Raw genomic sequence first — 8,150 nt, forward strand, 5'->3', positions numbered from 1 at the left:
AAGACTAGTGTAATAAATTGTGAGGAATTTGCAGAGCAGATCAGAGACTGTGCCGATATACTTTGCAGGGAAAAAGGCATGCAGCTGAAATTTACCACGCATTTTAAATGTTCTAAAATATCAGTGGACCGGGAATTAGTACTGCAGGTTTTTGAAAATCTCATCTCTAATGGTGTACGATACGCGAAAAGAGAATTGGATGTGCAGCTATTTGCATATGGTGAGTATTTTTCCGTAGCGGTCGGTGATGATGGAAAAGGATTTACCAGAGAGGCCTTAGAACAGGCAGTGAAGCCCTTTTATAAAGAAAAAGAAAATGTCTACGATTCTCATTTTGGTTTGGGGCTGAATATCTGTAAGATTCTCAGTGAAAAACATGGAGGTTCCATATTTTGCGCTAATGGCCACAATGGAGGCGGGCTTGTGCAGGCTAATTTTAAAATGTTGCTGTAAAGCGAAGCACTTGAGTGTGTTAAGAATAATGTAAGAAATTCTATAGAAAATTATCGGTTGCAGTTGATAATTTGTTGAATATTGTAATTTATACTCTTCTTAAAAGTTAAGGAAGGAAAACTTCCGGGGCGGATAAGGAGAGTTTTTTATGACATTAAAACGGAAAAAGATAATTAGTATCGCATGCGTTACTATTTTTATACTCATGAGTGCAGCCGTTTTTTGGTTTGTGGGGAGGCCAATGCTGGAATTTGTTTCACAGCCGGAAAAGTTTCGTGCGTGGGTTGACGGGCATGGTATTTGGGGGCGAGTTGCATTCAGTGCAATGATGGCAATGCAGATTATAATAGCTATCATACCCGGAGAACCCCTTGAAATCGGGGCGGGTTATGCCTTCGGGATATTTGAAGGGACAGCGCTTTGCCTGATTGGGGCATTAATCGGGAGCATTGTTGTATTCTATTTTGTCAGGTATTTTGGAGTGAAAGCGGTAGAAGTATTTTACCCCAGAGAAAAGATCCAGTCACTTAAAATTATGCAGAATCAAAAGAAACTGAATACACTGACCTTTATACTGTTTTTGATTCCGGGGACACCAAAAGACCTTATGACCTATGTTATCGGGCTTACAACAATGAGATTATCAACCTGGATTTTAATAACAGGGATAGCGAGAATTCCATCAATCATAACATCTACGGTGGGAGGAGATGCATTGGGAGTACAGAATTACCAATTTGCTATTCTTGTATTTGCTGTCACAATCATTGTCAGCATAATTGGCTTACTGGTATATCGGGTTATAACGGTACGTGGTGCTGCAAAAGAAGGAGGAAAAAGTTATGGAAATGATTAAATATGTAAATTATCTGATTGCTATGGTGTTTATCTGCTGCTATTCTTACCAGCTTTTCTATGTGGCAGCAGCACTGATTAAAAAACCGAAGACATCCGGTAAAGTGAATTACCATATGTATGCAGTACTGATATCCGCCAGAAATGAAGAGTCTGTAATAGCACAGCTGATAAAAAGCATACGGAATCAGAGTTATCCGACTAAGTATGTAGATATTTATGTAGTAGCAGATAATTGTTCGGACAGGACTGCTGAAATTGCAAGAGCCAATCATGCCTGTGTATGGGAACGTTTTAATACGAGACAGGTAGGAAAAGGATATGCGCTGCGCTTTTTGTTTCAGAATATCAAGGCAGCCGGTCTTGATAAGAAATATGACGGTTATTTCATCTTTGATGCAGATAATCTGCTGGATGAATATTACATAGAGAATATGAACCGTACATTTTCTGATGGGCACCGCATTATAACAAGTTACCGCAATTCCAAAAACTTTGGGGATAACTGGATTTCGGCAGGTTACTCCCTGTGGTTTTTAAGAGAGTCCAGGTATTTAAATCAGGCAAGGATGGCAATGGGAAGCAGCTGTGCAGTTTCAGGCACCGGTTTTTTGATTCACAGCGACATAGTCAGAAAAAATCAGGGTTGGAATCATTTCCTTCTGACAGAAGATATTGAATTTACAGTGGATAGTATTTTACAGGGTGAGCGCATCGCTTATTGTCCGGATGCTGTTCTGTATGATGAGCAGCCGGTTTCCTTTCGCCAGTCATGGAATCAGCGGCTGCGCTGGGCAAAGGGAAATATGCAGGTATTTGCTAATTACGGCGGCAGGCTGATCCGAAATATTTTCGAAAAAGGAAGCTTTTCCTGTTACGACATGGTTATGTCAATCATGCCGGCAATTATTTTAACAGTGCTCAGCTGCATATTGAATACGGCTGGTTTCATTGTCAGTCTCGTTTACAAAGATGCAGATATTCTGGTATTACTGCAGTCCGTAGGAGAGTTTCTGGTAAATGGGTATCTTATGATGCTGGCAATGGGAGCGCTTACGGTTGTCACAGAATGGAGGCAGATTCATGCACCTGCTTATAAGAAAATCGGATATATATTTACATTTCCGCTGTTTATGATTACATATATACCAATTTCCATCGTAGCATTGTTTAAAAAGGTGGAATGGAAGCCGATTCACCATGGTGTGTCTAAGACACTGGATGAGGTTCGGTCAAAGGTGTAGCCGGCAGTACTGACCTTCCCGGAAGGAACAGAAAGGAAGGATCAGAAGGATCCGAAAAAAGTGCTTGACTTCAAGTTAGCTTTAAGACTTATACTTTCTTTATCGACGAACAGGCTGGTACATACAGGTGAGGATGCCAAACGGACGAAAGTCTGATGTACTGCTGTACGTAAAATAGAAAGGGGATACAATATGGATTTTAATTATTACATTCCAACCAGAATCTTATTTGGCAAAGGATCATTAAACGATCTGCACAAGCAGGAAATGCCGGGAAAGAAAGCACTTATCGTTACAACAGGAGGAACCTCCGTAAAAAAATACGGTTATCTTGAAAAAGTACAGAAACAATTGGAGAAAGCAGGGGTATCCCATCTCCTGTTTGACAAGATTCTGCCTAACCCAATAAAAGACCATGTTATGGAAGGAGCTGCTGTCTGCAAAGAGAACGGGATTGATTTTGTAGTGGGACTTGGCGGCGGCAGCAGTATTGATGCGGCTAAGGCGATAGCAGTAATGGCTGCAAATGATGGGGATTACTGGGATTATGTATCGGGCGGCAGTGGAAAGGGACTGCCGGTACCGAATAATCCGCTTCCGATTATTGCAATTACCACAACTGCCGGAACGGGAACAGAGGCAGACCCATGGACGGTTACTACGAAGACAGAGACAAATGAAAAAATCGGTTTCGGATATGATAAGACATTCCCCATGTTAGCCATTGTAGACCCGGAACTGATGACAACGGTTCCGTCACGCCTGACGGCATATCAGGGATTTGATGCTCTGTTTCACAGTACAGAGGGGTATTTAAATAATAGTGCTTATGTAATGAGTGATATGTTTGCATTAAAAGCGATTGAGCTGATTGGCAAAAGCCTTCACAAGGCAGTAGCCGAAGGCGATAACATGGACGCCAGAGCAGATGTGGCACTTGCCAATACCCTTGCAGGAATGGTAGAATCCACTTCTTCCTGTACGTCAGAACACAGCATAGCCCATGCCATCAGCGCATATCATCCGGATTTTGTACACGGCGAAGCCTTAATTGCAATTAGTAAAGCATATTATTCACATTTTGCAAATACAAACCAGTGTGAGGAACGTATGGTTCAGATGGCAAAAGCCCTTGGAAAATCAGATGCAAAGACGGCAATGGATTTTGTGGATGCCCTGACAGAACTGCAAAAGATCTGCGGAGTTGACGATATAAAAATGAGCAGTCATGGTATGAAGAAAGAAGAACTGAAAAAATATGCGGATAATGCAAGAGCCACCATGGGGGGACTCTATGCAGGTGATCCGGTTCAACTGAGTGATGCAGATGTAGTTAAAATTTTAGAAGATTCCTATAAATAATTAGTAAACATACATGCCTTTCTGGCGAAAAGTATCCAGCATTTTATTCATTACGCTCTTACTTTTTGACAGGAGGGCTTTTGAATTTAAATTTACAATGTAACCCCGTCTCAGAGAGCTGATTGCTGTCTTATATACGCAGGAAGAAGCATCCAGTCCTACAATGGTCAAGGTGTTTATTTCACTTTCCGCGAGAAGCCGGGAAAGTGCTTTACAGGAAAACGCATCCTGCTGGTGCTTAATAAACTGATTGTCACTGATGATATTTAATCCTGCTACAAAATCACTGCCATGATCCCAGCCTGATAGCCTTCCACCCATTGCCAGGCAGCCAAAAATGTTGTCCAGGGATGAAAATACCTGTCTTACATAGATGACCATATCCCCATCTGCTCTGGCTTTTTCAATGGTGTCATTTACCGCTTTCAAAAAAGGTTCTTTATTGGAGTAGGAGCCTCGCTGCCCGCATAATCCTTCCTGCAGATCAATTACCAGAAGCGCTCGTTTCGACTCCGTCCGGAAACGGATTCGTTCCCCGTTGGAAGGGATCAGGAAAATGACGATCCGAACAAGAAGCAGCAGCAGGAAAAAATAGGCTACAAGGGATGGAGTAATGATGCAAAGGGTGAAAAATGCAGCTATGCTGATTAGATGGATGAACATATACTTTAGTTTTTGCATGATGAATAATACCTCCCGGGGATGTATTTTATAGATTGATTAGTTTGAATCAGATATCCCTAAGTTGACCTATGCATCAAAGCAATCAAATATAGCTGATACATAAAGTTTACCATTCACAGCTTATATTTCTGGCATATCAGTAATGCATTTTTTAGTGGATTATCTGCCGCAAAATCTCGTATGATTTGACACACTTTAATAAGTCGTTTGGCTCTTATTCTTCCTCTGGCACCATTTCCATAATATCACCGATGTCACATTTAAGTGCTGCACAAATCCTTGACAGCACCTCGGTTGTGACGTTTTCATTCCTGCCCATTTTGGCAACGAGGGAGGGACTTAGATTCGCGGCCTCACGTAAGTCTTTCTTCTTCATATCTTTATCAATAAGCAGCTTCCAGAGCTTTTTATAACTAACAGCCATTGTATTTTCCTCTCAATCTGGTTGTACTCAGTCATAGCTTTACCTTTTATCTACAATTCGCACGAATAGGTCGATTAATTCTCATTGTCCAAATCTTCCGTTTTAAAGACGTTGTATCCCTCATAGTGGTAGCTTGCGTCAATGCCTTTCATATAGACTTCACTGTCGTCGATTTTATCAGTTAAAGCAGCACGAAGAAGTGTTTTTATCTCAACATCCTTAATTGGGCTACGCTCCATAGCGAGCAGATAATCGTCTTTATTAACATTGCTCCAGTCAATTACTTGGTGCAGTTCCTTTTTGAGGATAGAGTCAAGCCAAATTCTGGTACCCCTGCCGTTACCCTCTCTGAACTGGTGTTTGTGTATTTCAAACAATTCGAGAGCCTTTTTCTTGCTTGTTTTTTCTTCATCACGGGCAAGCTCTGCTGCGTCCGTAATGCCCAATTTATTTTCCAAAGCCATAAGTTGCTCTTGTCGGTGTATTGTATATAGTATTATATCAAAGCTTATATTGGAGTACAAGATAAATAGTACCGATTCATGTATTTATTTTTTTGAATCTATACTAATTGCAAGTTTATAATTTGCTGATTTAGATTGGCTGATTTCTATTATGACAGTATGTACAGGATGATAGCTACCAATAACAAGTTGAGAGTTCACAATATTGATTAATCCATTAAATGTAATTCTATTATCAAAATTAGGAAAAAACAAATTATCTATTTGGTTCATGGGAAGTTTTTCATTTAATAAATAAGTAACTGTTTCGTGAAGTGCTTCGTATACCACAATGGGCATTATCTCATCAGGAATAAATAAAAAGACAGGTCTTCTATTGAAGTTTATTTTTCGTGTTAGATAATTTATTGACAAATATCTGAACATTGACTATAATATACTTAACAAGACAGCCGGAGGATAGGTCATGACTATCCGTTCTGGCAGAATAAGTATTTAAAAACAACGCTTTACTTTACCAGAGTGGGGGCGTTATTTTTTATGCTTTTTTTTGATAGTTACAACTAAAGTTATAACAGATGTAAGCATGATTACGAAGGTAAATAAATCACTGTATGTAACGTACATCGGCACCACCTCATTTCCGACAAGACTCAGAACGGATGGCACAACGCCCTGCCGGCTGCCATAGAAGTTCGAACAGCAAGCCCCCATAAAAACTTCATGTACCCAAACTACACGAAGTTGATCTATAAAACGTTGTTTGGAAAGCCATTTAAAGAGCTGATGCAGGAATATGGCGTAAAACCAAAAGAAAGTTTACGGGATTACTTGACCTCAGAGCAGTAAAAGAGGTTGAAGGCGCAGAAATGCTTGTGAGTAGCCTAATAAATTGTGGCTGGGGATACAACCAAATTAAACAGTTTATTCAGCAGAACCACGTAGGGCAGTTGGCTGGATAATACGGTATCTTTTTTTAACAGATAAAAAGGGTATAGACTTGTTTATGTAAAAAGGTAAGACGCATACAAACAGGAAGTTACGCAAACAAGGAGATTAAGTTCAAGCGCATGGCGAATGAAGAGTATATTGTTACCGGTTATATATACAAGGTCAGGAATATATACAGCTTGGTACTTGGAAGATACCGGAACGGAAGACTTCTATATAAAGGACACATAACCCTGGGAGTATCCGCCGGAGTTATAAAGACACTGGTTCCAACCGGCAGGAACCCATTTTCTATACTGCCCAAAGGAAATGAGAATGCTATATGGGTAGCGCATCAGGTTTGCACCGTGGAATACATTCCTAATACTAAAGGTGCTATGCGACAGCCTGTGTTTAAGGGGATGCGGTTGGATGTGTACCCGGAAGAAGTAGAAGAATAAGAAAACCCCGGATTAACCGGGGTTACATAACGAGTTTCCACATAGATTTTTCCGGGAAATGCAGCAACAGAACGTTCCTATGATTACCATGCACCGCTATAACACATGCTACTATAGTTATCTACTTGCCCCGGTGCCACTTTTTTTCCCGTTCTTTATGTCTAATATTTTATAATAATGGCTATCTGCGGTATCGGGTAGCGTTCTAACCAACACAGGTTCCTGTGCACCGCTTAGGAGCGTGCGGCATTCTAATTCTATATTTAGGACTTGTCTCATAATATTTTCTCCATAAAGTAATTTACTTATCTTAAATATACTTTTTTACAGGAACAAATACAATGAGAATAAATGGAATAAAAAGTCCCCAGTTTCCTAGGGACTTTTTAAGCATATTATATCATTTTCCGTGTTGCATTTCGTGTTGCATTCCTAAGTAAAAATGCAACACGTGTGACAAAATTTATACTTCTACAGTACATTTAATTCTTAACAGTTCCTTTAAATATAGGCAAAACGCGTAAACACTCGATTTATTAATAGCGGAGACGGTGGGATTCGAACCCACGTTCACAAAACGAAAATTATAGTAAAGAAAGGAGATTCAGAGGTATAGAGTTCTTAATTGACAACAAGTTTGACAACAAAAAACATAGAGATGCAGTAAAATTTGATATGATAAATAAAGTTTTATTATGACTTGACGTACGTTAAAACGTACGTTATACTTATTTGTAAGAAGGGATGTGACTTTATGGCAATAATTAATGTAACTAACGCAAGAAATAATTTGTATAGTTTAATAGAAGATGTAAATGCTTCAGCTGAACCAGTTACGATAGTAAATAATAAGGGAAAAAATGCAGTGCTGATTTCTGAGGATGATTGGCATGCAATCCAGGAAACCATATATCTGAATTCAATACCTGGAATGGCAGATAGCATCCGTGAGGGTATGGAGCAACCTTTGAGTGAGTGTGTATCAGAAGATGAGGTTGATTGGTAATGTACAAGATAGTTTATACGAAACAGGCGGTAAAGGATATCCAGAACTTGAAAGGTGCTAAATTGGATAAAAAGGCAAAAGAATTGATAGAAATTATAAAAGCTAATCCTTATCAGACGCCGCCACCTATTGATCCCCTAAAAGGTAATTTGAAAGGTGCCTATTCCCGGAGAATAAATATACAACATAGGCTAGTATATCAAGTGTATGAAGAGGAAATGGTTGTTAAGATTTTAAACATGTGGACGCATTATGATAATATTCATT

10 protein-coding genes are annotated in these 8,150 nt (G+C 39.6%); 7 read left to right on the top strand and 3 right to left on the bottom strand.

Features of this window, described 5'->3' with window-relative positions:
* The 4 genes from RHS_RS22705 to RHS_RS22720 form a co-directional block, all read left to right on the top strand.
* Window positions 1-453: sensor histidine kinase (locus RHS_RS22705; protein ID WP_395023391.1), on the top strand; the 453-nt coding region annotated here is incomplete at its 5' end.
* A gap of 148 nt (window positions 454-601) precedes the next feature.
* Complete coding sequence (locus RHS_RS22710) at window positions 602-1,309, top strand: TVP38/TMEM64 family protein (RefSeq protein WP_044289623.1); 708 nt, start codon at window positions 602-604, stop codon at window positions 1,307-1,309.
* Window positions 1,296-2,552 (top strand): glycosyltransferase family 2 protein, encoded by a 1,257-nt coding sequence (locus RHS_RS22715; RefSeq protein WP_044297635.1) that lies wholly within the window; start codon window positions 1,296-1,298, stop codon window positions 2,550-2,552. Before RHS_RS22710 ends, RHS_RS22715 begins: the two co-directional genes overlap by 14 nt.
* A 192-nt stretch (window positions 2,553-2,744) precedes the next feature.
* Window positions 2,745-3,914, top strand: a complete 1,170-nt coding sequence (locus tag RHS_RS22720) for an iron-containing alcohol dehydrogenase (protein ID WP_027295782.1) — start codon at window positions 2,745-2,747, stop codon at window positions 3,912-3,914.
* Here RHS_RS22720 and RHS_RS22725 read toward each other — a convergent pair whose 3' ends face one another.
* The 3 genes from RHS_RS22725 to RHS_RS22735 form a co-directional block, all read right to left on the bottom strand.
* Window positions 3,915-4,595: an isochorismatase family cysteine hydrolase gene (locus tag RHS_RS22725; RefSeq protein WP_047834452.1), complete on the bottom strand. Its 681-nt coding sequence runs from the start codon at window positions 4,593-4,595 to the stop codon at window positions 3,915-3,917. It abuts the gene before it with no gap.
* A gap of 217 nt (window positions 4,596-4,812) precedes the next feature.
* A complete protein-coding gene (locus tag RHS_RS22730; protein WP_027295784.1) occupies window positions 4,813-5,022 on the bottom strand; it encodes a helix-turn-helix transcriptional regulator in 210 nt (69 codons plus the stop codon).
* 74 nt (window positions 5,023-5,096) lie between these two features.
* Window positions 5,097-5,486: a hypothetical protein gene (locus RHS_RS22735; RefSeq protein ID WP_047834453.1), complete on the bottom strand. Its 390-nt coding sequence runs from the start codon at window positions 5,484-5,486 to the stop codon at window positions 5,097-5,099.
* Between the two features lie 1,070 nt (window positions 5,487-6,556).
* Here RHS_RS22735 and RHS_RS22745 point away from each other — a divergent pair.
* The 3 genes from RHS_RS22745 to RHS_RS22755 all read left to right on the top strand — a co-directional run.
* The gene (locus tag RHS_RS22745; RefSeq protein WP_395023396.1) at window positions 6,557-6,877 is read left to right on the top strand and encodes a hypothetical protein; all 321 of its coding nucleotides are present in this window, start codon (window positions 6,557-6,559) and stop codon (window positions 6,875-6,877) included.
* Between the two features lie 754 nt (window positions 6,878-7,631).
* A complete protein-coding gene (locus RHS_RS22750; protein WP_047834455.1) occupies window positions 7,632-7,883 on the top strand; it encodes a type II toxin-antitoxin system Phd/YefM family antitoxin in 252 nt (83 codons plus the stop codon).
* The coding region (locus RHS_RS22755; RefSeq protein WP_395023398.1) for a Txe/YoeB family addiction module toxin at window positions 7,883-8,150 on the top strand (268 nt) is incomplete at its 3' end. The genes RHS_RS22750 and RHS_RS22755, both read left to right, overlap by 1 nt.

Source organism: Robinsoniella sp. RHS, assembly GCF_001029355.1.
Taxonomy (GTDB): Bacteria; Bacillota; Clostridia; order Lachnospirales; family Lachnospiraceae; genus Robinsoniella; species Robinsoniella peoriensis.